29 protein-coding genes and 1 riboswitch are annotated in these 25,966 nt (G+C 63.5%); of the genes, 19 read left to right on the forward strand and 10 right to left on the reverse strand.

Annotation, left to right across the window (positions count from 1 at the left end):
- Window positions 1-36: 36 nt before the first annotated feature.
- On the reverse strand, window positions 37-948 hold the full coding sequence (locus FJ426_RS04995) for a LysR family transcriptional regulator (protein ID WP_140559368.1): 912 nt from the start codon (window positions 946-948) through the stop codon (window positions 37-39).
- A 91-nt stretch (window positions 949-1,039) separates the two neighbouring features.
- Between FJ426_RS04995 and FJ426_RS05000 the strand changes: the two genes are divergently transcribed.
- Both FJ426_RS05000 and purD read left to right on the forward strand, forming a co-directional pair.
- Window positions 1,040-1,861, forward strand: a complete 822-nt coding sequence (locus FJ426_RS05000; RefSeq protein ID WP_140559369.1) for a phytanoyl-CoA dioxygenase family protein — start codon at window positions 1,040-1,042, stop codon at window positions 1,859-1,861.
- A gap of 159 nt (window positions 1,862-2,020) precedes the next feature.
- The gene (gene purD / locus FJ426_RS05005; RefSeq protein WP_140559370.1) at window positions 2,021-3,304 is read left to right on the forward strand and encodes a phosphoribosylamine--glycine ligase; all 1,284 of its coding nucleotides are present in this window, start codon (window positions 2,021-2,023) and stop codon (window positions 3,302-3,304) included.
- A gap of 24 nt (window positions 3,305-3,328) precedes the next feature.
- On the opposite strand, the gene FJ426_RS05010 is transcribed toward purD, so the two are convergent.
- From FJ426_RS05010 to FJ426_RS31700, 4 genes are all read right to left on the reverse strand, one after another.
- Window positions 3,329-4,444, reverse strand: coding sequence for a glycoside hydrolase family 25 protein (locus tag FJ426_RS05010; protein ID WP_140559483.1), 1,116 nt, complete (start codon window positions 4,442-4,444; stop codon window positions 3,329-3,331).
- A 127-nt stretch (window positions 4,445-4,571) separates the two neighbouring features.
- Complete coding sequence (locus FJ426_RS05015; protein ID WP_224684799.1) at window positions 4,572-5,063, reverse strand: GNAT family N-acetyltransferase; 492 nt, start codon at window positions 5,061-5,063, stop codon at window positions 4,572-4,574.
- Window positions 5,064-5,071: 8 nt separating this feature from the next.
- The gene (locus FJ426_RS05020; RefSeq protein ID WP_140514791.1) at window positions 5,072-5,359 is read right to left on the reverse strand and encodes a DUF1778 domain-containing protein; all 288 of its coding nucleotides are present in this window, start codon (window positions 5,357-5,359) and stop codon (window positions 5,072-5,074) included.
- A gap of 38 nt (window positions 5,360-5,397) precedes the next feature.
- Window positions 5,398-5,646 (reverse strand): hypothetical protein, encoded by a 249-nt coding sequence (locus FJ426_RS31700; protein WP_140559371.1) that lies wholly within the window; start codon window positions 5,644-5,646, stop codon window positions 5,398-5,400.
- Window positions 5,647-5,874: 228 nt separating this feature from the next.
- Here FJ426_RS31700 and FJ426_RS05030 point away from each other — a divergent pair, with 228 nt between their 5' ends.
- A complete protein-coding gene (locus FJ426_RS05030; RefSeq protein ID WP_140559372.1) occupies window positions 5,875-7,644 on the forward strand; it encodes an acyl-CoA dehydrogenase in 1,770 nt (589 codons plus the stop codon).
- A 19-nt stretch (window positions 7,645-7,663) separates the two neighbouring features.
- Window positions 7,664-8,413, forward strand: a complete 750-nt coding sequence (locus tag FJ426_RS05035) for a crotonase/enoyl-CoA hydratase family protein (RefSeq protein WP_140559373.1) — start codon at window positions 7,664-7,666, stop codon at window positions 8,411-8,413.
- Window positions 8,414-8,553: 140 nt separating this feature from the next.
- Here the strand turns inward: FJ426_RS05035 and pdxH are convergent, their stop codons facing one another.
- Window positions 8,554-9,171 carry a pyridoxamine 5'-phosphate oxidase gene (gene pdxH / locus FJ426_RS05040; RefSeq protein WP_140498039.1) on the reverse strand — a complete coding sequence of 206 codons (618 nt, stop codon included), beginning with the start codon at window positions 9,169-9,171 and terminating at the stop codon, window positions 8,554-8,556.
- A gap of 40 nt (window positions 9,172-9,211) precedes the next feature.
- On the opposite strand from pdxH, the gene FJ426_RS05045 reads away from it, so the two are divergent.
- The 4 genes from FJ426_RS05045 to FJ426_RS05060 all read left to right on the forward strand — a co-directional run bounded on the left by FJ426_RS05045 (window position 9,212) and on the right by FJ426_RS05060 (window position 12,284).
- Window positions 9,212-9,673, forward strand: coding sequence for an RT0821/Lpp0805 family surface protein (locus tag FJ426_RS05045; RefSeq protein ID WP_140498041.1), 462 nt, complete (start codon window positions 9,212-9,214; stop codon window positions 9,671-9,673).
- Between the two features lie 99 nt (window positions 9,674-9,772).
- Window positions 9,773-10,720: a DnaJ C-terminal domain-containing protein gene (locus FJ426_RS05050; RefSeq protein ID WP_140559374.1), complete on the forward strand. Its 948-nt coding sequence runs from the start codon at window positions 9,773-9,775 to the stop codon at window positions 10,718-10,720.
- A gap of 105 nt (window positions 10,721-10,825) precedes the next feature.
- The gene (gene fabI / locus FJ426_RS05055) at window positions 10,826-11,644 is read left to right on the forward strand and encodes an enoyl-ACP reductase FabI (protein WP_140498045.1); all 819 of its coding nucleotides are present in this window, start codon (window positions 10,826-10,828) and stop codon (window positions 11,642-11,644) included.
- A gap of 52 nt (window positions 11,645-11,696) precedes the next feature.
- Window positions 11,697-12,284, forward strand: a complete 588-nt coding sequence (locus FJ426_RS05060; RefSeq protein WP_140559375.1) for a histidine phosphatase family protein — start codon at window positions 11,697-11,699, stop codon at window positions 12,282-12,284.
- 106 nt (window positions 12,285-12,390) lie between these two features.
- Here the strand turns inward: FJ426_RS05060 and FJ426_RS05065 are convergent, their stop codons facing one another.
- The gene (locus tag FJ426_RS05065; protein ID WP_140498049.1) at window positions 12,391-12,651 is read right to left on the reverse strand and encodes a DUF1344 domain-containing protein; all 261 of its coding nucleotides are present in this window, start codon (window positions 12,649-12,651) and stop codon (window positions 12,391-12,393) included.
- Between the two features lie 182 nt (window positions 12,652-12,833).
- On the opposite strand from FJ426_RS05065, the gene aroC reads away from it, so the two are divergent.
- A complete protein-coding gene (gene aroC / locus FJ426_RS05070; RefSeq protein ID WP_140559376.1) occupies window positions 12,834-13,934 on the forward strand; it encodes a chorismate synthase in 1,101 nt (366 codons plus the stop codon).
- Window positions 13,935-14,022: 88 nt separating this feature from the next.
- Complete coding sequence (gene ribB, locus FJ426_RS05075) at window positions 14,023-15,123, forward strand: 3,4-dihydroxy-2-butanone-4-phosphate synthase (RefSeq protein ID WP_140514808.1); 1,101 nt, start codon at window positions 14,023-14,025, stop codon at window positions 15,121-15,123.
- 50 nt (window positions 15,124-15,173) lie between these two features.
- On the opposite strand, the gene FJ426_RS05080 is transcribed toward ribB, so the two are convergent.
- The gene (locus tag FJ426_RS05080; protein WP_140559377.1) at window positions 15,174-16,397 is read right to left on the reverse strand and encodes an MFS transporter; all 1,224 of its coding nucleotides are present in this window, start codon (window positions 16,395-16,397) and stop codon (window positions 15,174-15,176) included.
- Window positions 16,398-16,517: 120 nt separating this feature from the next.
- Here FJ426_RS05080 and FJ426_RS05085 point away from each other — a divergent pair, with 120 nt between their 5' ends.
- The gene (locus FJ426_RS05085) at window positions 16,518-17,123 is read left to right on the forward strand and encodes a TetR/AcrR family transcriptional regulator (protein WP_140559378.1); all 606 of its coding nucleotides are present in this window, start codon (window positions 16,518-16,520) and stop codon (window positions 17,121-17,123) included.
- 41 nt (window positions 17,124-17,164) lie between these two features.
- Here FJ426_RS05085 and bluB read toward each other — a convergent pair whose 3' ends face one another.
- Complete coding sequence (gene bluB, locus FJ426_RS05090) at window positions 17,165-17,917, reverse strand: 5,6-dimethylbenzimidazole synthase (protein WP_140520811.1); 753 nt, start codon at window positions 17,915-17,917, stop codon at window positions 17,165-17,167.
- Window positions 17,918-17,965: 48 nt separating this feature from the next.
- Window positions 17,966-18,146, reverse strand: a riboswitch (cobalamin riboswitch).
- 121 nt (window positions 18,147-18,267) lie between these two features.
- Between bluB and FJ426_RS05095 the strand changes: the two genes are divergently transcribed.
- The 6 genes from FJ426_RS05095 to FJ426_RS05120 all read left to right on the forward strand — a co-directional run bounded on the left by FJ426_RS05095 (window position 18,268) and on the right by FJ426_RS05120 (window position 23,232).
- Window positions 18,268-19,194 (forward strand): histone deacetylase family protein, encoded by a 927-nt coding sequence (locus FJ426_RS05095; RefSeq protein WP_140559379.1) that lies wholly within the window; start codon window positions 18,268-18,270, stop codon window positions 19,192-19,194.
- 3 nt (window positions 19,195-19,197) lie between these two features.
- The gene (locus tag FJ426_RS05100; RefSeq protein ID WP_140498064.1) at window positions 19,198-19,449 is read left to right on the forward strand and encodes an exodeoxyribonuclease VII small subunit; all 252 of its coding nucleotides are present in this window, start codon (window positions 19,198-19,200) and stop codon (window positions 19,447-19,449) included.
- Window positions 19,450-19,547: 98 nt separating this feature from the next.
- On the forward strand, window positions 19,548-19,814 hold the full coding sequence (locus tag FJ426_RS05105) for a DUF2277 domain-containing protein (RefSeq protein ID WP_010914875.1): 267 nt from the start codon (window positions 19,548-19,550) through the stop codon (window positions 19,812-19,814).
- Between the two features lie 40 nt (window positions 19,815-19,854).
- Complete coding sequence (locus FJ426_RS05110) at window positions 19,855-20,775, forward strand: pirin family protein (protein ID WP_140498066.1); 921 nt, start codon at window positions 19,855-19,857, stop codon at window positions 20,773-20,775.
- A 77-nt stretch (window positions 20,776-20,852) separates the two neighbouring features.
- Complete coding sequence (gene dxs / locus FJ426_RS05115; RefSeq protein WP_181172721.1) at window positions 20,853-22,790, forward strand: 1-deoxy-D-xylulose-5-phosphate synthase; 1,938 nt, start codon at window positions 20,853-20,855, stop codon at window positions 22,788-22,790.
- A 148-nt stretch (window positions 22,791-22,938) separates the two neighbouring features.
- Complete coding sequence (locus FJ426_RS05120) at window positions 22,939-23,232, forward strand: hypothetical protein (protein ID WP_140520807.1); 294 nt, start codon at window positions 22,939-22,941, stop codon at window positions 23,230-23,232.
- 25 nt (window positions 23,233-23,257) lie between these two features.
- Here FJ426_RS05120 and FJ426_RS05125 read toward each other — a convergent pair whose 3' ends face one another.
- Complete coding sequence (locus tag FJ426_RS05125) at window positions 23,258-23,659, reverse strand: GFA family protein (RefSeq protein ID WP_140514816.1); 402 nt, start codon at window positions 23,657-23,659, stop codon at window positions 23,258-23,260.
- A gap of 174 nt (window positions 23,660-23,833) precedes the next feature.
- Here FJ426_RS05125 and FJ426_RS05130 point away from each other — a divergent pair, with 174 nt between their 5' ends.
- The gene (locus FJ426_RS05130; RefSeq protein ID WP_140514818.1) at window positions 23,834-24,598 is read left to right on the forward strand and encodes a TlyA family RNA methyltransferase; all 765 of its coding nucleotides are present in this window, start codon (window positions 23,834-23,836) and stop codon (window positions 24,596-24,598) included.
- A complete protein-coding gene (locus FJ426_RS05135; protein ID WP_140824763.1) occupies window positions 24,595-25,830 on the forward strand; it encodes a class I SAM-dependent RNA methyltransferase in 1,236 nt (411 codons plus the stop codon). Before FJ426_RS05130 ends, FJ426_RS05135 begins: the two co-directional genes overlap by 4 nt.
- Window positions 25,831-25,966 lie beyond the last annotated feature (136 nt).

Below are 25,966 nucleotides of genomic sequence, written 5' to 3' on the forward strand. Positions count from 1 at the left end.
CAAGCGGCGAGCAGGGCAGTGGCATTCGTCAGCGCTTCAGGAGGCGAAGATGTCGCGGGTGGAGAACCAGCCCTTTGCCACGTCGATGAAGGCCAGCACGGCATTGGGCAGGCGCTGATGCGTGTCATGGGTGAGGATGATGCGCTGCATGGGCAGCGGATCGGAAAGCGGTTTGCAGACGAGAGGCAAGCCGTCATAGCTGCGGTCGCCATGCGGCCTCGTGTAGCTGACGGCGACGCCGAAGCCGTTGGCCACCATGCTGCGCTGGAGTTCGAACGAGCTTGTCTGCCTGTCGGCGACCGGCGACAGGCCACGGCTGCGGAACAGGTCCAGCATGTGCTGCCAGCTATGCGGCTGGTCCGTCGTGATCAGCGGATAGGCGGCCAGATCGGCCAGGCTGACATCGGGACGATCCGCCAGCGCGTGTCCAGCCGGCAAAAGCGCGTGCGGCCTGAGCTCATGCAGCAGGATGCGGGCGAAATGCGAAGGCAGCCCAAGATCATAGGTGAGCCCGAGGTCGACGGCGGCATCGCCGAGGCGCCGCCCGAGCGTCTCGAAGGTCTCGTCGCGCACGATCACTGCAACCTCAGGATGGCGTTCCGAGAAGGCGCGGATCAGGGCCGGCGCGAAATAAGGCGCCAGATCTTCGAAGCATCCGAGCACCAGTTCGCCCCCGAGCGCCGACTTGCGCGAGCCGAGACCGATGAGCTCGTCCGTCTCGGCAAGGACCTGTTTCGCCTTGGTCACCACGGCGCGGCCGAAGGATGTCAGCGAAACGCCGCTTCCGCGCTGGCGCACGAAGAGTTTCTGGCCGAAATCCTGTTCGACCGCGTCGATCGCCACCGAAATGGACGGCTGTGAGACGTTCAGCGACCTGGCCGCGCCGGTAACGCTGCCGTGGCGAGCGACGGCAACCAGGTAGCGCAATTGCGTGAGGGTCAAGCTCATAGAGTAACCCTATATGACGGATGAGAAGTTATTATTTTACTGAATGAATGTGGCTTGCGATAGTGGCATCGATCCCTGAAAGGAGAACGCCATGGCTTTCCAGACCGCACCTCGCGCGATCGACACAGGCTTGATCGATGCGAAGTCGATTGAGGATTACCAGCGCGACGGCGCCGTCTGCATCCGCGGCGCTTTCAAGGACTGGGTAGATACGATTGCCGCCGGCATCGAGCGGAACATGCAAAACCGCAGCGCCACCGCGTCGGATGTCGCCAATGGGCGAGGCAGCTTCTTCGACGACTACTGCAACTGGGAACGCATTCCCGAATTCGTCAAGCTGGTGCGCGAATCGCCGGCGGCCGAACTGGCGGCCGCGGTGATGCGGTCGCGCACGGCGCAGTTCTTCCACGATCATGTCCTGGTCAAGGAACCGGGCACGCAGAAGCCGACGCCCTGGCATCAGGACATCCCCTATTATTTTGTCGACGGCCGGCAGACAGTGAGCTTCTGGATCCCTATCGACCCTGTAAAGGAGGCAACGCTGCGGCTGATTGCCGGGTCGCACAAATGGGACAAGATGATCCTGCCGGTGCGCTGGCTCGACGACAGCAATTTCTATGGCGACGAGGGTGACTACCTGCCGGTGCCGGATCCAGACACGGACTCCTCGCTGGAGGTGCTTGAATGGGAAATGGAGCCGGGCGATGCTATCCTGTTCGATTTCAGGACAGCGCATGGCGCACGCGGCAACCTCACTGCGGCGCGGCGGCGGGCGCTTTCGCTGCGCTGGGTCGGCGACGACGCCCACTATGTCGAACGGCCGGGGCGCACCTCGCCGCCCTATCATGGCCATGGCATGCAGCCGGGGCAGAAGCTGCGCGAGGACTGGTTCCCGATCGTTTTCCAGAGCTGAAGCGCTTTCCAGAAAATCGGCGACGGTCTCCGCCGCCGATTTTCGGGCAGGGGTAACGTTCCCGTGCGCAATTCCGATCAAAGCGCCCGGATGCCTTGACCCGTCGTCCAGAGAGCAATAGCGGGTTCTTTGGAAGATTACAGGCATCAAGAGGTGGCCATGAACGTTCTTCTTCTCGGCTCCGGCGGCCGCGAACATGCGCTCGCCTGGAAGATCGCCGCGTCGCCGTTGCTCACCAAGCTCTATGCCGCGCCCGGCAATCCTGGCATCGGCCGCGAGGCAGAGCTGGTCAAGCTCGACATCGCCGATCATTCCGCTATCGCCGCCTTCTGCAAGGACAGAGAAATCGGCCTCGTCGTGGTCGGGCCGGAAGGGCCGCTGGTGGCCGGCATATCAGACGATCTGCGTGGCTGGGGCATCCGCGTCTTTGGCCCGTCGCGAGCGGCGGCGCGGCTCGAAGGATCGAAGGGCTTCACCAAGGATCTTTGCGCCAGATACGATATCCCCACCGCCGCCTATGGCCGTTTCGCGGACCTGGCATCGGCCAAGGCCTATGTCGAGAAGATGGGCACGCCGATCGTCATCAAGGCCGACGGCCTTGCCGCGGGCAAGGGCGTCACTGTCGCAATGACGATGGATGAGGCGCTGGCCGCGCTCGACGCCTGTTTCGACGGTTCTTTCGGCACCGCCGGTGCGGAAGTCGTGGTCGAGGAGTTTCTGACCGGCGAGGAGGCCAGCTTCTTCTGCCTGTGCGACGGCACTACAGCACTGCCCTTCGGCACCGCGCAGGATCACAAGCGCGTCGGCGATGGCGATGTCGGCCCCAACACAGGCGGCATGGGCGCCTATTCGCCGGCCCCGGTGATGACGCCCCAGATGGTGGAGCGCACCATGCGCGAGATCGTCGAACCGACCATGCGCGGCATGGCTGCAACAGGTGCACCGTTCGCCGGCATTCTCTTCGCCGGGCTGATGATTACGGACAAAGGGCCGAAGCTGATCGAATACAACACCCGCTTCGGCGACCCCGAATGCCAGGTGCTGATGATGCGGCTGAAGGACGACCTGCTGGTGCTGCTCAATGCCGCCGTCGATGGCCAACTCGCGCACATGTCGGCGCGCTGGAGCGACGAGGCGGCACTGACCGTCGTCATGGCCGCGAGAGGCTATCCCGGCACGCCCGAAAAAGGCTCGGTCATTCGCGGGCTCGATGAGGCTGCCAGCGAAGGCGCCCAGATTTTCCATGCCGGCACCGCCATCAATGGCGGTGCGCTGGTCGCCAATGGCGGTCGCGTCTTGAACGTCACCGCGGTCGGCGCGACTGTCGGCGAGGCGCAGGAGAAGGCCTATGCCGCGCTCGACCGTATCGACTGGCCGCAGGGCTTCTGCCGCCGCGACATTGGCTGGCAGGCCGTGGCGCGCGAAGCGGCAGGAGCAAGCTGACCGCAAGCATCCGGTCGCACAAATTCAGCGTTTGCCGCGGTCGGGTTCGGTAGAAGCGGTGCTCACCGGGTCCGCCGCCGCAGCGAAGGCGGCGTCGAGTTGCGCGGGGGTACGCTGCCCGGTGCGCTTCCAGGAGACATATTGGACGATGCCGAAGATCGGCCGCCGCGGCACCGTCTTCACGACAGGCATGCGGAACCCGTCGCGGAATTTCGACCAGCGCGAACCAAGCACCGCGACCATTTCCCCGAAACTCGGTGGCGTCGCCACATCGGCGTAGATGAGAGTGGTCTTGCCGGCCAAAGCGGCTTCGCGCGAGAGCGGCACCGGTACGCTGGCGAGATAATCCGCCGGCACGTCGATCAGCCCGCCGAACGGCCATTGCTGGCGCAGCGTGGCGGCATTTGTCGGCGCGACGTTGACGTCGATGTCGTCCGGCGTCCCGGCTACCCTGTAGGGGCAACGGAAGCGGCCGCAATTGGCCTGGGCCGAAAACTGCCAGAGCGCATAGCCTTGCCAGTTGCCGATGGGAAAATGCACGTCGATGTCAGGCTTGTAGCGGGCATACCAGAGCGGCAGCCGCGACAGCAGCCGGTATTTGTAGCTGTTGTCGGCGATATACTGGGCGGTCTTGCCATTGGTGTAGAGTACCGGGAAGCGGCCGATGCGCCGATGCACCTGGCGCACGAACGCCTCGGCGTCGTCGAGCGACATCCATTGCGCGGGATCGATGCCTTCGATGTCGAGGGCCATGAGGTCGTCCGGCGCGGGATCAGCGAAATCAAGGAAATTATTGGCCTGCTCGACTGGATTGCCGGGGCGGGCGAGGTGATAGGCGCCCCATTTCAGGCCGAGCGCCTTGGCGACCACCTTGCGCGTCTGGAACAGTTCGCGCGTCACCGCATGGCGTTTCCACAGTGCCTTGCAGAGTTTGACCTCGGTATCGTCTCCGGAGCAGGAATAGGGCGGCGACATGCCGTCGGAGGCTTTGTTGATGAAGCCGACGACGCGCTTGTCCGTGGCAAGCTGCGCCCAGTCGATGGAATTGTATTCGTAGGCATCGACGACAAGCGCCCGGTCGGCACTTTTCCACGGCTCGGAGAAATCCGAGGCCCTTGCCGCCGGTGTCAGCGCCATCATCGCCGCGAGAGCGATCGCTGGGCGGCGAAGAAGATGCGCCGTTCTCTTCAAACAGGAATCCCCGTTGATCAAAGGCAAATCCTGGACCGCTATGGTTAAGGATTCGCTTTCAAGGCAATGCGGTCCGTCAGCCGAACAGCTTCAACGCCGTCGCTACTGATAGGAACAGCGACAACCGCCGGTCTTGAAATGGCCTGAAACCATATTTGCAATAGAAGGCGGCGGCCATGTCGTCCTTTGCGTCGACGATCAGTGCGAAGGAAGCAGGAGCAGCTTGGGCGCAGCGCCGAAGTGCATCCACGATCAGTATCGATCCTACTCTTTTTCCCTGATATCGGGTATCAACTGCCAACCTTCCGATCAATATGGCGGGCAGGACCGGGTAACGCGGTAGGCGTCTTGTCAGGTCTTCCGGCAGAGAAGTGATGGGCACATTTGACGCTGCAAGAGTGTAGTATCCGGCAATGAGATCGACATCACGGTCCGCGGCGACAAAGCAGTTGCTAACTCGGCGTTTGACGTCCTGGCTTGCCAACTCGTGTAGATATTGGCCGAGTGCCAGCACGCCACAGCTGAATGTCTTACGATCATACGATCCGCCCAGCGGCTCGATGATCAAGCCTAGACTCACCGGGATTCGACGACAACTCGCTTGTAGGCGTCGGCGGCTTTGCGCAGCGCTTCATTAGGTTCGGGCGGATTGAGAATGGCCTCTACCAGAGCGAGCTGATCCTCGATGGACAGGCGGATGATAGCGATCTCCTCAATGGTGCGTTGTGCAGCTTCCTGCGCTGCGGAGACCACGAAGTCGCTGACGCTGCGGCCCTGGATTTCGGCGGCACGTTTCATCACACTCAGCATATCCGGGGATATCCGAGCTTCGAGACGGGAGGTACGGGTCAGTTGGTTTGTCATTTCGATCACCTCTAGCACGGTATGTACGGGAATACATATCAAGTGCGACGGTCAGCGCGGCCGAATGGCTGAACTTCAAACGGATCCGGCGCGGGCTGTTGCGGCAGCGTGCCTTCGGCCGCGCGTTTGCGATGATGGGCGATCGAGCATTTCGGCGAGCACAATATACCGCGATCCGACCAATAGGCGGCGCCGTTTTCCAATTCACCGTGATGATATGAGAACCCCGCCGCCCGGTAGGGCAGGCCGCACTCGATACAACGGTAGGCGTCAGGTCTGGCAAGCATGAGTTGGTTTCCAGTCGGCTGGTTCTGGTCTGTTGCCGGTCGATTTTGACCCGGCGTCCATCGCATTTAATACGAGCCGGCGCGATTGCAAAATCAGCGTGACAAAATTTGACGTTTACGTAAAAAGAAGATGGGCGATCGCCCAAAGGCGAAATACGGTGTGTGGCAAGCAGGTCCCACTCAGGTCCTAGGATCAGCCTGGCCGATGCATCAGGAGGAGCGAGCGGCATGTATCTGGCACCGGTCGAGGACATCGCGTTCACCCTCAAGCATGTGGCCGGCCTGAAGCCTGCCCTCGATGACGGCACGTTCGGCGATCTCGGCGAGGATCTCGTCGACGCCGTTCTTAGCGAGGCCGGCCGCTTCGCCACCGAAGAGGTCGCGCCGCTCTACAAGATTGGCGACGAGCATGGCGCGGTGCTGAAGGACGCGGCAGTGACCATGCCGCCGGGCTGGAAGGAACTTTATCGCCGCTGGATCGACGGCGGCTGGAACGCGCTCTCCGGCCCGGAAGGATATGGCGGGCAGGCGCTTCCGACCATGCTCGGCGTCGCCGCGCTCGAAATGTGGAATTCCGCCGCCATGGCCTTCGGCATTGGCCCGACGCTGACCATGGGTGCGGTCGAGGCGCTCGACAAGCACGCTTCGGAAGAGCTCAAGGCCAAGTATCTCGCAAAGCTCGTCTCCGGCGAGTGGATGGGCACGATGAACCTGACTGAGCCGCAGGCCGGCTCGGACCTCGCTGCCTTGCGCACGCGCGCCGAACCGGCCCGCGACGGCACCTACCGCATCTTCGGCCAGAAGATATTCATCACCTATGGCGAGCATGATCTCACCGACAATATCGTCCATCTGGTACTGGCGCGGCTGCCTGACGCGCCTGCGGGCACGCGCGGCATCTCGCTCTTCCTGGTGCCGAAATTCCTGGTCGGCGCGGACGGCTCGCCTGGCGCACGCAACGACGTCTTCTGTTCGGGCCTCGAGCACAAGCTCGGCATCCATGCCTCGCCGACCTGCACCATGATCTATGGCGACGGTTTTCAGGGCGCCAAGCCCGGCGCCATCGGATGGCTGATCGGCGAGGAGAACAAGGGGCTGGCCTGCATGTTCACCATGATGAACAATGCCCGCCTCGCCGTCGGGATGCAGGGCGTGGCGGTCGCGGAAGCCGCGACCCAGAAGGCGATCGCCTATGCCAATGAGCGCCGCCAGGGCAAGGCGGCGGATTACGCCGGCGCCGGCATGGCGCCGATCGTCCATCACCCCGACGTGCAGCGCAATCTCCTGACCATGAAGGCGCTGACGCAGATCGCGCGGGCGATCAGCTATTCCTGTGCCCATGCCATCGACCTGGCGCGCGTATCGTCTGGTGACCAGGCGGCGCATTGGCGCGACCGGGCCAACCTGTTGACGCCGCTTGCCAAGGCTTTTTCGACCGATATCGGCGTCGAGGTCGCCTCGCTTGGCGTCCAGGTCCATGGCGGCATGGGTTTCATCGAGGAGACGGGGGCTGCGGCACTCTATCGCGACGCCCGCATCGCGCCGATCTACGAGGGCACCAACGGCATCCAGGCGATCGATCTGGTGACCCGAAAACTGCCGCTCGGCGGCGGCGAGCATGTGCACGGCTTCATCGCCGAGCTTGCCGCTGTCGCCAGCGCCGTGCGGACATCAAATCTCGAAGGGTTTGGCCATACGGCCGATGCTCTCGACCGCGGGCTCGACGATCTGACGCAAGCGACACGTTTCCTGCAAAAACTGTCGGCCGATGGCCGGACTGGCGAGGCGCTTGCCGGCGCGACACCCTATCTCCGGCTGGTCTCGCTTGCAGCCGGCGGCGCCTACTTGGCGCGGGGCGCCGTTGCCGATCACGGCCGCGTCGCCCTTTGCCGCTTTTTCGCCGAAAACCTGCTCGGCGAGACAAGTGCCTTGAAGGAGCGCGTTGTCGACGGCGCCGCAAGCCTCGCCGCTGCCGGCAAGACATTGATTTCCGCCTGACGTTCACAAGGAAAGAACCGTGACAGACCATATCCTCGTCGAGTGCCAGGGCGCCATCCAGATCATCCGCATAAACCGCCCGGACAAGAAGAACGCGCTGACGCGCGCCATGTACGCCAAGATGTCGCAAACCTTGGCCGAAGGGGATGCGGATCCGGCAATTCGCGTCCATGTCTTTCTCGGCGTGCCCGGTGCCTTCTCCTCCGGCAACGACCTCGCCGATTTCATGGTCGTCGCCACTGGCGGCGAAGGCGGCACGGAAGTCTGGGATTTCCTGATGGCGCTGGCCAGGGTCGCAAAACCCATCGTCTCCGGTGTCGACGGCATCGCGGTCGGCATCGGCACCACGCTCAATTTGCACTGCGACCTGACCTTCGCCACGCCGCGCACCGTGTTCAGGACACCCTTCGTCGACCTCGGCCTTGTGCCCGAAGCGGGATCGAGCCTGCTGGCGCCGCGCATCCTGGGCCAGCAGGGCGCGTTCGCGCTGCTCGGCCTTGGCGAAGGCTTCTCGGCCGAACGCGCCAAGGCCGCTGGCCTGATCTACGAAGTGGTCGAGGAAGGAGCGCTGGAGGCGTCGGTTCTGGCGGCCGCCGGCCAGATCGCCGCCAAGCCGCCGCAGGCGCTCAGGATCGCGCGCGACCTGATGCGCGGCTCTCGCGAGGACCTCGTCGCCCGCATCAACGTGGAAAGCGAGCATTTTCGCGAGCGGCTGAAATCGGACGAAGCCCGCGCTGCACTGACGGCACTCATGACCAGAAAAAAATAGTTCGGCCCCCGCCTCCCTTAGATGGGGAGGTCGGCCCGCAGGGTCGGGTGGGGTGGAGCGCCGACCTATCCCGCGTGCCTCGGTCGCCACTGGCCAGCCCGGGCTAGGCGCAGTGAGGATGTCGGCGCTAGTTTACAAACTCAGGGATAAAGCCGCGTCTTCTCCCAACCGCCCCCGGCATTGCGCGAAAACACCACGCGGTCATGCAGCCGAAACGGTCTGTCGTGCCAGAACTCGATCGTCTTCGGCACGATGCGGAAACCCGACCAGTGTTTTGGGCGCGGAATCTCGCCGATGGCGTAGCGGGCCGTGTATTCGGCCACCGCCTTTTCCAGCGCGAACCGGCTTTCAAGCGGCCGCGACTGTTTCGAGGCCCAGGCGCCGATGCGGCTGCCGCGCGGCCGTGTCGCGTAATAGGCGTCGGCTTCGGCATCGCTGACGATCTCCACCGGCCCGCGCACGCGCACCTGGCGGCGCAGCGATTTCCAGTGGAAGCACATCGCCGCCTTCATGCTGCCTAGGATCTCCCGGCCCTTGGCGCTTTCGAAATTCGTGTAGAACACAAAGCCGCTCTCATCGAACCCCTTGAGCAGCACCATCCGCACATCCGGCATGCCCTCGGCATCGACGGTTGCCAACGCCACGCCGTTGGGGTCGTTCATTTCGCTTTTGGTGGCGTCGTCCAGCCATGCGGCAAAAAGGCGAAACGGCTCGGCGGCCTCGGTAAAGTCACCGCTTGTTAACTCAGTCTCACTCATAGTTTTTCTCAAATTTTCATCAAACAGGGGAGGTTGCCGATTGTCGCGTATCGCGCAAGCTTTTGACAGCAGGCAAGGCAGCCTATTTGCTTCAGCCAGCGCCAAAGCCGCGATCGTGATGATTGCCTTGCCGCTTGCCGCATGTGGCGCGGGCGGCTTCAGCCTGCAAAAAGCCGAGGTCGATCGCTCGATCCTGACCGGCAGCATTTCGGCTCCAGCCGCGTCGGCCGATTCGGACCGCGATTCCGACCAGACGACGATCGGCAACGCGGTGTCCTCCGCCGACATCGAGCAGCTCGGCGGTCAAGCCGTGCCGTGGGCCAATGCCGGTACGGGTTCGCGCGGCTCCATCACCGAACTGGCGGAATTGAAGGACGGGGGTCAGACCTGCCGCCGCTTCAAGGCTTCGCGCGAAAGCTTTGACGGCGTTGCCATGTTCGCGGGCGAACTTTGCCTGGCCAGCGCCGGCGGCTGGCGTATGCAGGACTTCAGGGCGCTTTGATCTTCCACCTCTGAAATAACGTCCAGCACTGGAATTTCTTCCTATGCGAGCGCATATAAGAGGCGACTATGGACTCACTCTTTCTCCAGGGCAGGAAGCATGCGCGACCCCTATGAGGTGCTGGGCGTTGCAAAGAACGCATCGGCCAAGGACATAAAATCGGCGTACCGCAAACTCGCCAAGAAGCATCATCCGGACCAGAATCCGAATGATCCCAAGGCGAAGGACCGTTTTGCCGCGGCCAATCAGGCCTATGAGATCGTCGGCGACGAGAAGACCCGCGCCGCTTTCGATCGCGGCGAGATCGACGCCGACGGCAAGCCGCGTTTCCAGGGCTTCGAGGGCGCCCCCGGTGGCGGTGACCCCTTCGGCGGTTTTCGCCGCCAGCAGCAGGGAGCCGGCGGTTCGCGATTCGAGTTCCGCTCCGGACGCCCTGGCGGCGATCCGTTCGATGGCAACAGCGATATCTTCAGCCAGATTTTTGGCGACGTCTTCTCCGGCTCGCGCGGCCCCGGCCAAAGCGGGGCAGGAATGGGTGACCGCCGCCAGCCGGCAACCGCCCCCGACCTCAATGTCACGCTCGACATTACCATCGAGGAAGCGGCGAACGCTGAAAAGGTCACGGCGATGTTCCCTGACGGCCGCAAGGTGGCGGTCAAGCTGCCGGCCTATGTCGAGGACGGGCAGACCATCCGGCTGAAGGGGCAGGGCGAGCAAGGGCCGGGCCAGCCCGGCGACGCGTTGGTCAAGATCCGCTTCCGCCGGCATCCGCGCTACCGCCTGGAGGGCCGCGACCTGCATGCCGATTTGCCGGTGGGGCTGGCCGATGCCGTGCTTGGCGCCAAGGTGGCCGTCGAAACGCCGACCGGCAAGCTCGCGGTCAACGTTCCCGCCTGGTCGAGTTCGGACAAGGTCCTGCGCCTGAAGGGCAGGGGCCTGCCGGAAAAGGCCGGCGGCCACGGTGATCTCTACGCCCATGTGCGCATCATGCTGCCAGAAGGCGGCGACAGCGCGCTCGAAGGGCTGTTGCGCAGCCAAAAAGGCTGATTGGCGGCTCTTGTCCCCGAACTGTCCCGTTTGAGCGCTTGAAGGGGCTCTGTGCCTGTGCGATAGGGCTCTCCACAAATAAGAAATCTTGCGGAGAGCACGCATATGGCGGGTGGACAGGGCCTGATGGCCGGCAAACGCGGCCTGATCCTCGGCGTCGCCAACAACAGGTCGATCGCCTACGGCATCGCCAAGGCATGCGTCGACCACGGCGCCGAGATCGCGCTGACCTATCAGGGTGAAGCGTTCAAGAAGCGGGTCGAGCCACTGGCCGCGGAACTCGGCGCCTTTGTCGCCGGCCATTGCGATGTAACTGATCCGGCGAGCCTCGACGAGGTTTTCGCCAATGTCGCCAATCATTGGGGCAAGCTCGACTTCCTCGTCCATGCCATCGCTTTTTCCGACAAGGACGAACTGACCGGCCGCTATGTCGAGACGACGCGCGATAATTTCCTGCGCACGATGGACATTTCGGTCTATTCCTTCACCACCATCGCCAAGCGCGCCGAGGCGCTGATGACCGATGGCGGTTCGCTTTTGACGCTGACCTATTACGGCGCCGAAAAGGTGATGCCGCATTACAACGTCATGGGCGTCGCCAAGGCCGCACTCGAGGCCAGCGTGCGCTACCTCGCCGTCGATCTCGGGGCCAAGAAGATCCGCGTCAACGCGATCTCGGCGGGCCCGATCAAGACGCTGGCCGCTTCCGGCATCGGTGACTTCCGCTACATCCTGAAGTGGAACGAATACAATTCGCCGCTGAAGCAGACGGTCACCCAGGAAGAGGTCGGCGATTCCGGCGTCTATTTCCTGTCCGACCTGTCGCGCGGCGTCACCGGCGAAGTGCATCATGTCGATTCCGGCTATCACGTCGTCGGCATGAAGGCGGTTGACGCACCCGATATTTCGACGGTCAAGGATTAACTCCCTCCGCCTATCCTCCGCCCAGGCCCTGGCCCGACCTCCGGAAGACCTGATGTACCCGCTGGTTTATATCGTGCGCCACGGCCAGACCGCGTGGAATGCCGAATTCCGGCTTCAGGGGCAGGCCGATACCGACATCAACGCGCTCGGCCGCGAGCAGGCGAGCGCAAACGGGCATCGGCTGGCTGACCTGATCTCCAATCCCGCAGAGTTCGATTTCGTCGCCAGCCCGATGCGGCGCACGCGCGAGACCATGGAGCGCATTCGCGCCGCCATGAAGCTCGACCCGGCTGCCTATGGGACCGACCCCCGCCTTGTTGAAGTGAATTTCGGCGATTGGCAGGGTTTCACCTTTGCCGAGCTGGAGACGCAATTTCCGGGTGCGAGCAGGACGCGTGCGCTGGACAAATGGAACTTTCAGCCGCCGGGCAAAGATGCCGAGAGCTACCAGATGCTGCTCGAACGGGTAAAGCCGTGGTTCGACGCGCTCGAGCGCCAGACAGTCTGCGTGACGCATGGCGGGGTCATGCGCACCTTGTTTCGCTTCGTGCTTGACATGGCCGAGAACGATGCGGCGAAGCTGGCGATACCGCAGGACCGCGTGCTCAAGCTGGAAGGCGACAGCCTGGGGTGGCTGTAGGGACCCGGCACGATCCAGGAAGGCTCATGCTGGCTGCCGGTTGCGGGGTGCATAAAACGGCTGTAACGGCTCAACAAACGCCGAACAGCCGATTTGCATTGGAAGCCTAGTCGGAGTCGCTGTCAGGCAACTGCATATCGGTGACCACGTTTTCGCCATTGGTCACGTCATAGGCGATGACGATGTCCATGCCGGGCTTCAGCGCGTCGAGATCGGTTTCCGCGTTCAGCTTGTAGGATTTGCCGTCGTCCAGCGTCAGGGTCAGCGCGTCCTTGTCGATCTTCTTGATCAGGCCTTCGGTCTGCCCGGCGAAAGCGGCGGTGCAAAGCAGGAATGTGGCGGCAACAGCGCCAATCAGGGTACGCATCATCGTCCTCTTTGGTATTGCGCCGGCATGGGTAGCGGCGGATCCTCAACGGCGAATGGAGCAGAGCAGAAACCAATCGAATGTGTCAAAACTAAATCCGAAGATCACGGTTTGACCCCTGTGGAAAACGCCAATAGAAGGCAGGCTTCAGTCGGCTCCGATGCCGGGCAAGGCACTTTGCGATGTCTCACAACACGTTCGGCCATCTTTTCCGCGTCACCACCTGGGGCGAAAGCCATGGGGCCGCATTGGGCTGCGTGGTCGACGGCTGCCCACCCGGCATCCGCTTCACGCGTGACGAAATCCAGGCCGAACTCGACAAGCGCCGGCCCGGCCAGTCGCGCTTCGTCACGCAGCGCCGTGAGCCTGACGAAGTGAAGGTGCTGTCGGGCTTCATCCTTGACGATGACGGCGAGACGATGATCGCGACAGGTACGCCGATCTCCATGCTGATCGAGAATGTCGACCAGCGCTCGAAGGACTATGGAGAGATCGCCCGCCAGTACAGGCCGGGCCATGCGGACTACACCTATGACGTCAAATACGGCGTGCGCGACTATCGCGGCGGCGGCCGATCCTCGGCGCGCGAGACCGCGGCTCGGGTCGCTGCCGGAGCCCTCGCCCGCAAGGTCGTGCCGGGCATGGTGGTGCGCGGTGCACTGGTATCGATGGGCGAGAAGTCGATCGACCGCGCCAACTGGAACTGGAATTTCATTGGCGACGCGGACAATCCGTTCTTCACGCCGGATCCGGCGTCCGTTCCCGTTTTCACGAGCTATCTCGACGGCATCCGCAAGGCGGGTTCCTCCGTCGGCGCCGTGATCGAGATCGTCGCCGACGGCGTTCCGGCCGGCCTCGGCGCGCCGATCTACGCAAAGCTCGACCAGGATATCGCGTCAGGCCTGATGTCGATCAACGCCGTCAAGGGCGTCGAGATCGGCAACGGCTTCGAGGCCGCCCGCATCACCGGCGAACAGAATGCCGACGAGATGCGCATCGGCAATGACGGCCAGCCGGTGTTCCTGTCCAACAATGCCGGCGGCATCCTTGGCGGCATCTCGACCGGCCAGGCGATCATCGCCCGCTTCGCCGTCAAGCCGACGTCTTCAATCCTGACGCCCCGGAAGTCGATCGACAAGGACGGCAACGACGTCGAAGTGATGACCAAGGGCCGCCATGATCCGTGTGTGGGCATTCGCGCCGTACCGATCGGCGAGGCGATGGTTGCCTGCGCAATCGCCGACCATTATCTGCGGCACCGAGGACAGACCGGAAGGGAGTAGGCAATAGGGAATAGGCAGTAGGCTTTTTTCCTTTCCCCTACTGCCTTATTGCCTACTCCCTATTCCCTGCGAGCGAAGCGAGCATTCCATGTCTTACGACCAGAAGAAGATCGTCGAAGCAATCCGGGCCTTCGAGCGCGGCGAGATCGTCGTCGTCATGGATGATGACGGGCGCGAGAACGAGGGCGACCTGATCGTCGCCGCCGTCCATTGCACGCCGGAAAAGATGGCCTTCATCGTGCGCAACACTTCGGGCATCGTCTGCACGCCGATGCCGCGCGAGGAGGCCAAGCGCCTCAACCTTGCGCCGATGGTCGCCGACAATGATTCGGCGCACACCACCGCCTTCACCGTCAGCGTCGATTTCAAGCACGGCACCACGACTGGCATTTCAGCTGACGACCGCACGCTGACCGTGCGCAATCTCGCCAACGGCAATGTCGGCGCCTCCGATTTCGTCCGCCCCGGCCACATCTTCCCGCTCATCGCGCGCGAAGGCGGCGTGCTTATGCGTTCGGGCCATACCGAGGCGGCCGTCGATCTGTGCAAGCTCGCCGGCCTGCCGCCGATCGGCGTGATCTCGGAACTGGTCAATGATGACGGCACCGTCAAGCGCGGCCCGCAGGTCGCGGCTTTTGCCGAGGAGCACGGCCTCAAGCAGGTCTCGGTCGCCGACCTCATCGCCTATCGGCAACGCAAGGAAACACTGGTCGAACGCGTGGCATGCTCCGAGATCGACACGCTCGGCGGCAAGGCGCAAGTCTTCACCTACACGCTGCCGTGGGATTCCATGCACCATGTCGCCGTCGTCTTCGGCGACATCCGCGACGGAGAAGAGGTGCCTGTGCGTCTGCACTCCGAGGACGTGGTGACCGACGTCTTCGGCACCAGCCACCGGCTGGACGCCATCATGAAGGCGATGGGCGAGCGCAAGCGCGGCGTCATCGTCTATCTGCGCGAGGGCTCGGTCGGTGTCGCCCACCAGGAGCGCAACCGGCCGGCGAGCGGCGACCGGGAGGACCACGAAGAGGCGCGCCGCCGCGAGAATGAATGGCGCGAGATCGGGCTCGGTGCTCAGATCCTGAAGGATCTCGGCATTTCCTCGATCAATTTGATCGCCTCGCGCGAGCGCCACTATGTCGGCCTCGAAGGTTTTGGCATCCACATCGCCAAGACCGAGATTCTCTAGGTTCGACGGCGGCGATAGCGTCCGATCCGCTGAACCGGACGCGTCATGGTTCATTCCGCGGCAGCGACGGCCCCTTCACACCCATCCAACTCGCATTTGTGAGTGGCAAGACTGCGCTGGCCGAGCAGCACCGTGACCAGCGCGATGCCGCCCGCGACCACCGAGACCCAGAACCCGTTCTGGGCGCCGAACGCATCCACCACCGCGCCGGCGGCGAAAGAGCCCAGCGCCATGCCGATGCCGATCCCCGTTGTCACCCAGGTAATGCCCTCGGTCAGCATCGCTTCCGGCACATGCCGTTCGATCAGGCCGAATGCCGTGATGAAAGTCGGCGAGATCGCCACGCCGCTGATGAAGACGGTCAGCGCCAAAATCGGCACGCTGTCGGCGGTGAGCGGCAAAATCGTGCTGACTGCGATGATGGCGACCGCGACGGTCAGCTGGCGCTGTAGCGGCGTCTTGAGGTTGAGCGCGCCGACCACGATGCCCAACACGAACGATCCCAGCGCATAGACGCCGATCACCAGGCTTGCGGCACCGGCTTGGCCGAACTCCTTGGTGATCGCCACGGTGCTCACTTCCGTCGTCGCGAAGGTCGCGCCGATGAAGATTAGGGCGAAGGTGATGATCTGTACCGGCCGCAGGCGGATTGCCGAGCCAGTCGAACCATGGTCCACCGGCCGCACTTTCGGCTCGGTCGATCGCTGCAGGATGAATGCTATCGAGCCCAAAGCGAGAAACAACGTGCTCGCCAGCATGCCTGCTTCCGGAAACAGCGCCGCACTGAGGCCCACCGACAGCGACGCGCCGGCGATATAGACCAGTTCGTCGGCCGCCGATTCGAAGGCGAAGGCGGTGTTCATCTCCGGCCGGCCGCGAAAAAGCTCGGTCCAGCGCGCGCGCACCATTGCCGGCATGCTGGGCATGGCCGCTGCCAGCAGCGCCGACACGAACATTGTCCATACCGGCCAATCCTGGTTGGCCGACGCAATCAGCAGCAGGAATGCCAGCACGGAGATGATGGTGGTGGGCACGACGATCCATGTCTGGCCGAGGCGGTCGACCAGCCTGGAGATCTGCGGCGCCAGGAAAGCGTTGGCCAGCGCGAATGTCGCCGAGACGGCACCCGCCAGCCAGTATTCGCCACGCGTCTGCGACAGCATCGCCACGATGCCGATCGGCGCCATGGCGATCGGCAGGCGCGCCATGAAGCCTGCAGCGGCAAAGCCCTTGGCGCCAGGGGCTCGAAAGATCTCGGAATAGGGGTTCTGCATGGTCCGTTCCTCGACAAAAGGCGATTCGGAAATTACATACGATGCGTATGAATACTAAATAGATCATACGTCGCGTATGTCAATTGGCATACGTGACGTATGTAGATAAGGCCAGAAGAGATGCACAAGCCCCGCAGGGAAATGATCGCCGAAACGCGCGCCAAATTGATTGCCGCGGCCCGGCATGCGTTCGGAACGATCGGTTATGCCGAGGCATCGATGGATGATTTCACCGCATCGGCAGGGCTGACGCGCGGTGCGCTCTATCATCATTTCGGGGACAAGAAGGGGCTTTTGCAGGCGGTTATCGCCGAGATAGACGCCGAGATGGCGGCACGGGTGAATGAGGTTGCAGCGAAAGCACCGACCCGCTGGCAAAGCTTCGTCGACGAATGCACGAGCTACATCGAAATGGCGCTGGAGCCGGAAATCCAGCGCATCATGTTTCGGGACGGTCCGGCCGTGCTGGGGGATCCCGCGCAATGGCCGAACGCCAATGCCTGCGTCGCGTCGATGACCGATCACCTGACGACGCTGCAGGGCGACGGGGTGATTGTCCCGGGCGTAGACCCCGAGACCGCGGCACGGCTGATCAACGGGGCGAGCAGCCAGGCGGCGCAGCGGATCGCCAATTCGAACGACCCGGAAGCGACGTCGAAGACCGTGGTGGCGGCATTCAAGCAACTGCTCGAAGGATTGTTGAGGAAGGATGCCGGAGCCGCCTGACGACGGCAGGCCGCCGGCAGCGCGCTGCGCATGCCGTATCGTCAAATCAAGGGTTTGTCAGACTTTTCGCATGTTGCCGCCTTGAGGCGTGCGATCGTTGATTTGAGCGGAACTTCGCCCTGTCCGCAAAACGTCTCGCTCATGATCAGCTCGGGCAGCGGCAGCCGCCGCCCCCAGCCATGTGTTTCGAGGTCCGGTTTCGGCGCGAACTCCGAGACACGGCCGACACAGAGATAGGCCACCGGCGTCACATGCTCGGGAATCGACAGAAGGCCTTTCAACGCCTGCGCCTCGATAATGCTGACCCAGCCAACGCCGACGCCTTCGGCGCGCGCCGCCAGCCAGAAATTCTGCACCGCGCAGACCGTGCTGTAGAGATCCATCTCGGGATTGTGCCAGCGTCCCAGCGGCGAACCCTGTGAGCGTCGGCGGTCGCAGGTGATACAGATATTGAGCGCGCTTTCGCAGATGCCTTCCAGCTTGAGCTTGCGGTAGAGCGCCCGCCGCTCTTCCTCGATCGCCGGCAATTCCTGCTCGCGCGCCGCGAGGAACAGGTCGCGCACCTGTTCCCGTCGTTCGGTGCCACGAATGACGATGAAATTCCATGGCTGCATGAAGCCGACCGATGGCGCGTGATGGGCGGCAAGCAGCAGCCGCGCCAAGACCTCGTCGTCGACGGCCTCTGATGTAAAATGGCTGCGGACATCGCGCCGCGTGAACATGGCGCGGTAGACCGCATCGCGCGCCATCTGGTCGAATCCGTCACCCACGGGGATGGTCATATTGTCCGGCATCGCTTGTCCCCTTGCGATTGCAATCAACTGCCGTCCGCCTGACCATGCGGATGACGATGCCTGCCAGGCCGGTCTTCTGGCTCGGGATCAACCCGCATCCGGCGCCTTCCCGTCATCGACAGTGGCATTTACCGGCGCGGTCCCCCTTACAGCGTTGGGCACGCCACGGTATCAAACCGTGTTCCCGATTCTCCCGCTCGCGGCGGGCACCAGGCAGTGGCCGGGACTTTACGACGAAGCCCCTGCGCCGCCAATCCCCGCGGCGACGCGAACGGACGCAAGCGCGATTTTCCCCAACCATCAGGCCGCAACGCATGGCCATCGCCGCGCCAGGGCACTAGATAGGGAGCATGGCCACTCGTCTCTACACCCATCCGATCTTCCTCGAGCACATCACGCCACCCGGCCATCCGGAGCGGCCGGACCGCTTGCGCGCAATCGAGCGCGTGCTCGACGACGAGGCTTTTGCCGCGCTCGATCGCCTCGAGGCGCCACAAGGCGACGAGGCCACCATTCTCTACGCGCATCCCGAGGATTTCGTCGAGCGGGTACGCGCCGCCATTCCCGATACGGGCATCGCCCGCATAGATGCCGACACAACGGCCAGCCCGAAGAGCTGGCAAGCGGCGATCACCGCGATCGGCGCCGCCAACGCCGCCGTCGACGACGTCTTTGCCGGCAGGGCAGACAACGTTTTCGTCGCCGCCCGGCCGCCCGGCCATCATGCGGAGAAAGCGACGGCGATGGGCTTCTGCCTGTTCAACACGGCGGCCATCGCCGCACGTTATGCACAGCGCAAACACGATATCGAACGCGTCGCCATCGTCGACTGGGACGTGCATCACGGCAACGGCACGCAGGATGTTTTCTGGGACGATCCGTCCGTGCTTTATTGCTCGACGCACCAGATGCCGCTCTACCCCGGCACCGGAGCAAAGAACGAAACCGGCGCCGGCAACATCGTCAACGCGCCGCTTGCGCCGCAGACCGGCAGCGAGGCGTTCCGCGATGCCTTCCTGTCGCGCGTGCTGCCCTCGCTCGACAATTTTGCACCCGACCTGATCATCATTTCGGCCGGCTTCGACGCGCATCATCGCGATCCGCTGGCCGAGATCAACCTGACCGAGGATGATTTCGACTGGGCGACCGGCCAACTCATGCAGCGCGCGGCGCGCCACAGCGGCAACCGGCTCGTCAGCCTGCTCGAGGGCGGCTACGATCTGCAAGGATTGGCATTTTCGGTCGCCGCCCATGTCGGGCGACTGATGAAAGGATGAATGATGGCTGGTGAAACCAACGAAGACGTCAAGGCGATGAGCTTCGAACAGGCTCTCGACGCGCTGGAGAAGATCGTCGATGATCTGGAGCGTGGCGATGTGCCGCTCGACCAGTCGATCAGGATCTACGAGCGCGGCGAGGCGCTGAAGGTGCATTGCGACCGGCTGCTCAAGGCGGCCGAGGACAAGGTGGAGAAGATCAGGCTGTCCCGCGACGGCAAGCCGGTCGGGACGGAGCCGCTGGACGCGGATTGAGGCACGCAGCCGTCTCTCTGGTTTTTGACACGATCATGATTGAGGATAGAACGCGTCCCGATTGAAACGGCTCCAGGACAAGAGGAGATACGGAAGCGATGTGCAGAAACATCAAGACCCTGTTCAATTTTGATCCGCCGGCGACCAACGACGAGGTGCGCGATGCAGCCCTTCAATTCGTTCGCAAGCTGAGCGGAACGACGCGGCCTTCGAAGCAGAACCAGCACGCATTCGACCATGCCGTCGAGGCCATCGCGGCGTCGGCGCGCGAGCTTCTCGATTCGCTTGAAACCAACCAGCATCCGCGCAATCGCGAGGAGGTTGCGGCCAAGCTGCGGGCGAAGGCGGCGATCCGCTTTGCCTGATCTGGCCAAAGCAGCCATCGGCCGCTGACAAGGAGAGTTCATGAGCTTCTTTCCCGGGAAGGACCCTGAAGCCGGCGATGCCTTTGCCAGCGACCAAATCGAATTGATGGTCATTCCGAACGCCAAGGACATTGGCGGTTTTCAGGTTCGCCGCGCCTTGCCGACCGCCAAAAGGCGGCTGGTCGGTCCCTTCATCTTCTTCGACCGCATGGGCCCGGCCATCCTTCGTGCCGGTCAGGCGCTCGATGTCCGGCCGCATCCTCATATCGGCCTGTCGACGGTCACCTACCTGTTCGACGGCAGGATCAGGCATCGCGATTCGCTCGGCACCGAGATGGTGATCGAGCCGGGTGACGTGAACCTGATGACCGCCGGCCGCGGCATCGTCCATTCGGAGCGCACGCCGGAAGAACTGCGCGGCGCGCCGATGTCGATCTCGGGGCTGCAGACATGGTTGGCGCTGCCGGACGGCAAGGAGGAAGTGGCGCCGGTTTTCGAAAACACCGCTGTCGCGCGGCTTCCCGACATCGACGCGGAAGGCGTCAGTGGCCGCATCGTCATAGGCGATTTCCAGGGGCTGCGTTCCCCGGTGCGGGCCGATTCCGAGACGCTCTACGCCGACCTCAGGCTGGCGCCCGGCGCCAGCGTGAAAATCCCTGCCGACGCGGAAGAACGCGCCATCTATACGCTGGAAGGCGAGGTCTCGATTTCCGGCGACGTGTTTCCGGCGGAACGGCTTCTGGTGTTCCGGCCCGGCGACGAGATCGTCGTATCCTCACAGGCTGGTGCCCATTTCATGCTTTTCGGCGGTGCCTCGCTGGGCTCGAAGCGCTACATCTGGTGGAATTTTGTCTCGTCCTCCAAGGAGCGCATCGAACAGGCCAAGCAAGAATGGAAGACCGGCCGCTTCGACATCGTTCCCGGCGATGAGGAAGAGTTCATTCCACTGCCGGAAGGCTGAGGAAGTCGACGACGGGGCGTGCCTTTCGCGTCATTTGGCAGGCATTTACTTTCGCCTGCCGGCGGCCTATCCCGCGCATGAACAGAAGCTTGGGCCTACCCGTGAACGCAACGCCGCACACGCCGCTTCTCGACAAGGTCCGTATCCCGGCCGAGCTGCGCACGCTTTCCGAAAGCGAATTGCCGCAACTGGCATCAGAGCTTCGCCTCGAACTGATCGACGCGGTGTCGAGCACCGGCGGTCATCTCGGCGCCGGGCTTGGCGTGGTCGAACTGACCGTGGCGCTGCACTATGTCTTCAATACCCCCGATGACCGGTTGATCTGGGATGTCGGCCACCAGGCCTATCCGCACAAGATCCTGACCGGGCGCCGCGATCGCATCCGCACCCTGCGGCAGGAGGGCGGCCTCTCCGGCTTCACCCGCCGCACCGAGAGCGAATACGATCCGTTTGGCGCCGCCCACTCCTCGACGTCGATATCGGCCGGCCTCGGCATGGCGGCGGCCCGCGATCTTGCCGGCGGCCGCAACAATGTCATCGCTGTCATCGGCGACGGCGCCATGTCGGCCGGCATGGCCTACGAGGCGATGAACAACGCCGGCGCGCTCGATGCCCGCTTGATCGTCATCCTCAACGACAACGACATGTCGATCGCCCCGCCGACCGGCGCCATGAGCGCCTATCTGGCGCGCCTGGCCTCTGGCAAGGCCTATGTCGGCCTGCGCGACTTCGGCAAGAAACTGACCTCGTATCTTGGCAAGCGTGCCGACCGTGCCATCACCAGGGCGGTCGAGCATGCGCGCGGCTACGTCACCGGCGGCACGCTGTTCGAGGAGCTCGGCTTCTACCATATCGGTCCGATCGACGGCCACAATCTGGACCATCTGATCCCGGTGCTGAAAAATGTTCGTGACAATGGCAAGGGCCCCGTGCTGATCCATGTCGTCACCCAGAAGGGCAAGGGCTACGCGCCGGCCGAGGCCGCGGCCGACAAATATCACGGCGTCAACAAGTTCGACGTCATCACCGGCGCTCAGGCCAAGGCCCCGGCCAACGCGCCGGCCTATACCAAGGTGTTCGCCGAAAGCCTGATCCGGGAGGCCCAGGAGGACGAGCGCATCGTCGCCGTCACCGCCGCCATGCCGGGCGGCACCGGGCTTGATCTGTTCGGCGAAGTGTTTCCGGCCAGGACCTTCGACGTCGGCATCGCCGAACAGCATGCGGTGACGTTCGCGGCCGGCCTCGCGACAGAAGGCTACAAGCCGTTCGCGGCGATCTATTCGACCTTCTTGCAACGTGCCTACGATCAGGTCGTGCACGACGTGGCGATCCAGAAATTGCCGGTGCGCTTCCCCATCGATCGCGCCGGCTTCGTCGGAGCCGACGGCGCCACCCATTGCGGCGCCTTCGACACCACCTTCCTGGCCTCCCTGCCGGGCTTCGTCGTCATGGCGGCGGCCGACGAGGCGGAACTGCGCCACATGGTGCGCACCGCGGCAACCTACGATGACGGCCCGATCGCCTTCCGCTATCCGCGCGGCAATGGCGTCGGCGTCGACATGCCCGATCGCGGCTCGGTGCTCGAAGTCGGCAAGGGCCGCATGGTCAGGGAAGGCAGCAAGGTGGCGCTCCTGTCCTTCGGCACGCGCTTGCAGGATTGCCTGATCGCGGCCGAGGAGCTGGGCGCGGCCGGGCTTTCGACCACCGTCGCCGATGCGCGCTTCGCCAAGCCGCTCGACGAGGACCTGATCCGACGGCTGGCCCGCTCGCACGAGGTTCTGGTCACGGTGGAGGAGGGCGCCGTCGGCGGCTTCGCCAGTCACGTTTTGCAGTTCCTCGCCCATGAGGGCCTGCTGGAAAGCGGCCTGAAAGTGCGCCCGCTTGTGCTACCGGACGTGTTTGCGGACCACGCCAAGCCGGAAAAGATGTATGCCGATGCCGGTCTCGATGCCGCCGGCATCGTCCATACGGTTTTCACCGCCCTCGGGCAGGCGCTCCGCGCCCAGCGCGCCTGACTCGACACATCAAGCGCTTGAATCGGTTTGCCGGCTCGATGTCGTAACGCATTGTTGACATTGCGGTTTGGCGTTTTGCTTACCGTGTCTCTTGCCCGTTTTTCAACGGCACGCTGCTAGGTTCTGGCCAGGCAGGGAGACAACAACAGTGAAGACGCTTCTGTGCGGCATGGCGATCCTGACCGCCATCGCAGCGCCGGCCATCGCCGGAACGCGCTACGACCGCAATCTCGAGAAGGCGGCCGTGGATATAGTCGCCAGCAGGATGGGGCATATCAGGGGCGGCTTCTCCTACAAGCAGCTGCCGCAGCTTGTTGTCCCGCCGGACGCCGCATCGGCATCCGCCGCGCCAGTCGAGCGCCCGCGCAGGGAAGTTGCCCGCGATCGGGATGACGGCCTGTCTCCCGCCGTCGAACGGCAGGCTCCCCGCACCATCTTCTGATCTCGCCCAAATCAAACCACCCAAATCAAAACCACATGTCGCGCACGCAGCGGCCATCGCGCGGCAGATCGTCGTAGGTCTCGAGACCGTCGAAATGGTCGATCGGCAGGTCGGCCACGGCTTCCGGCGGCGCAAGCCTTACATTGACGGCGATCCGCGTGCGGCCGGACTCGGCTGGGCGCAAACCGCGCCAGGCAAGCACGCACGCACATGTCGGGCAGAACAGGATCTCGAGCGTGGGTTCGGCCTTGCCGGCACGTTTATAGCTTTTTATCGGCCCCACGACGCGGATACGTTCATCGACAAAGTCGTAGGCCCAGAGCGTGCCGTAACGTCGGCACAGCGTGCAGTTGCAAGCGGTGATCGGCCCGGGATCGCCCTTCAAGGTCCAGTGGGCCGCACCGCAATGGCAGGTTCCCGTAAGCATCCGTCCTCCTTCGCCTTCGGCAGCAAAACGGCGTTTCTTCCTTATCATCGTGGCCGACCTGATGCGATATGCGACTGGCCGCGAGCGGCTCTCTGCGGTCGCTGCCCTCGGCGATGTTGCTTCTCCTGCTCCAATCTCCTTGCCTTCGCCGCCGGCTTTCGCCAAGGAAGACCGATGAATTTTCCCCGGCCAGCCAGCACGCGCCAGCGGCTCGACGATCTGCTCGTAGCGCGTGGGCTGTTTTCCAGCCGCTCGCGTGCACGTGACGCGATCGAACGTGGTACGGTAACGGTTGATGGCGTCATTGGCCGCAAGCCGGGTCAGGCCGTGCAACCGGAATGCGTCATCGCCGTTGATGACCCGGCCCAAGGCTATGTCTCACGCGCGGCGCTGAAGCTGATCGCCGGGCTCGACCATTTCGGCCTCGATCCGGCCGGCTGTGAGGCGCTCGACATCGGCGCCTCGACCGGCGGATTCACCCAGGTCCTGCTCGAACGCGGCGCGACCCATGTCACGGCGATCGATGTCGGTCACGGACAGATGCATGCTGATATCGGCAAGGACGCGCGCGTGACGGTCATCGAGGGGCTGAACGCCCGCGATCTCTCAACCGCCGATCTTGGCGGCCGCAGTCCGGACTTCATAGTCTCCGACGTCAGTTTCATTTCACTGAAACTGGCCCTGCCGCCTGCGCTTGCCATCGCCAAGCCCGGTGCCGCAGCGATGTTTCTGGTCAAGCCGCAGTTCGAGGCGGGTCGCGAGGCGATCGGCAAGGGCGGCCTGCTGAAAGACCCCTATCATGCCGCCCGTGTCGCCGGCTTGCTGCAGGATTGGCTGGATGCCGTGCCCGGCTGGCGCTCGCTCGGCTTGCATCTGTCGCCAATCGAGGGCGGTGACGGCAATCGCGAATTCCTGCTTGGTGGGGTCAAGGACCGATGAGTGCACGCTTCACCATCAAAAAGCTTGGCGCCCAGGGAGATGGCATCGCCGACACCGAAAGCGGCGATCTGTTCATTCCTTTCACGCTGCCAGGCGAGGTTGTCACCGCGGCGCGTGAAAGGGATCGCGCCACGCTGATGGCGCTGATCGAGGCCTCGCCCCTGCGCATCGAACCCGCCTGCCGCCATTTCGGCGAGTGCGGCGGCTGCGCCCTCCAGCATTTGGAGGCGCAAGCCTATCAGCAGTGGAAGCGCGAGAAGGTCGTGCATGCGCTGAGAGGCATCGATTGCGAAATAGGCGGTCTGGTCGCCTGCGCGCCGCACACGCGCCGCCGCGTCGTGCTCGCCGCCAGGCGCACCGAAACAGGCATGCTGCTCGGCTTCAATCGCCATCTGTCGCCGGAAATCATTTCCATCTCCGAATGCCCGATCTCGCTGCCTGGGATCGTCAGCGCGCTCGACGGCTTGAGGGCACTCGCCGAATTGATCTGCGCCACCCCGAAATCGTTTCGCATGGCGGTCACAGTGATGGATTCCGGCCTCGACGTGGCGGTGCATGAATCGGGCAAGCTCGGCGAAAACCAGCGCCGCATCGCCGCCAATTTTGTCATTGCGCAGGGCTTTGCCAGACTGTCCATCGATGACGAGATCATCATCGAGCCGAAGAAGCCTGTCGTCATGTTCGGCAGCGTTGCCGTCGCGGTGCCGCCGGGCGCCTTCCTGCAGGCGACGGAGGCAGCCGAACGGACCATGGCCGATATCGTCGGCGGACATCTGAAACGTGCCAAAAAAATTGCCGATCTCTTCGCCGGCTGCGGCAGCTTCGCCCTGCGGTTGGCCGCGAGATCGGAAGTGCATGCGGTGGAGGGCGATGCGGCCGCACTTTCGGCGCTCGATCGGGGTTCACGCTTCGCCACCGGCCTGAAACGCGTGACCGGCGAGCGCCGAGACCTGTTCCGCCGTCCGCTGACGTTCAAGGAGTTAAACGCCTTTGATGGCGTTGTCTTCGATCCGCCCCGCGCGGGCGCGGAGGATCAGTCGAAGCAGATCGCCCGCTCGGATGTTCCATTCGTTGCCGCGGTCTCCTGCAACCCGGTGACGCTCGCGCGGGATTTGCGCATCCTCATCGACGGCGGCTACGCGGTGAAAAGCGTGACGCCGATCGATCAGTTTCTGTGGTCGCCCCATGTCGAGGCTGTTGCCTTGCTGGAGAAGCCGCGGAAAAGACGTTAGGCGCTTAGCCCTGCTCAGCGAGACTGGTCGCGTCATGCAGTCTGCCCCGAAATCCCAGCCAGATTTATCGCTAAAGTTGTGGATCATCGCCACTGCGGTTGAATCTGCCCCGCAAAAAGGCATAATCCAAATTGGG

Source organism: Mesorhizobium sp. B2-6-4 (assembly GCF_006441495.1).
GTDB lineage: Bacteria > Pseudomonadota > Alphaproteobacteria > Rhizobiales > Rhizobiaceae > Mesorhizobium.